Origin of the sequence: Methylobacterium sp. J-026 (genome assembly GCF_022829585.1) — a bacterium.
In the GTDB taxonomy this organism is placed as follows: Bacteria; Pseudomonadota; Alphaproteobacteria; order Rhizobiales; family Beijerinckiaceae; genus Methylobacterium.
In genome coordinates, this window is the sequence record NZ_JAKSYC010000198.1 from 1 (window position 1) to 337 (window position 337).

At 67.4% G+C, this 337-nt stretch carries 1 protein-coding gene; it reads left to right on the forward strand.

The genetic code is table 11. From position 1 onward, the window contains the following. A partial coding sequence (locus MKK69_RS18445; RefSeq protein ID WP_243970200.1) for a MucR family transcriptional regulator occupies positions 1–333 on the forward strand: 333 nt, incomplete at its 5' end. Between the last annotated feature and the right edge of the window lie 4 nt (positions 334–337).

The following is a 337-nucleotide window of genomic DNA, read 5'->3' on the forward strand; positions in this document are numbered from 1 at the left end:
GAGAAGCTCACCCCTTCCCAGATCCGGAAGTCGATCACGCCGGACGCGTTGATCAGCTTCATCGACGGCAAGCCGTACACGACCCTGAAGCGGCATCTCAGCAAGCTTGGCATGACAATCGATCAGGACCCGGAGCACGTCGCCCTGCCGCGGGACTACCCGTCCACGGCCGCCAGCTACTCGGCTCATCGCTCCGCACTCGCCAAGCGCCCCGGCCTCGGCAGCCAGCGCAAGAAGGCGGCCGCAACGGACGCTGAGCCCGTCGCGACCGTCTCCTACAAGCTAAGGCAGGCCGGTCGTCCGCGGGCGCCTGCGGGAACCCCTGAGGCATGATGCG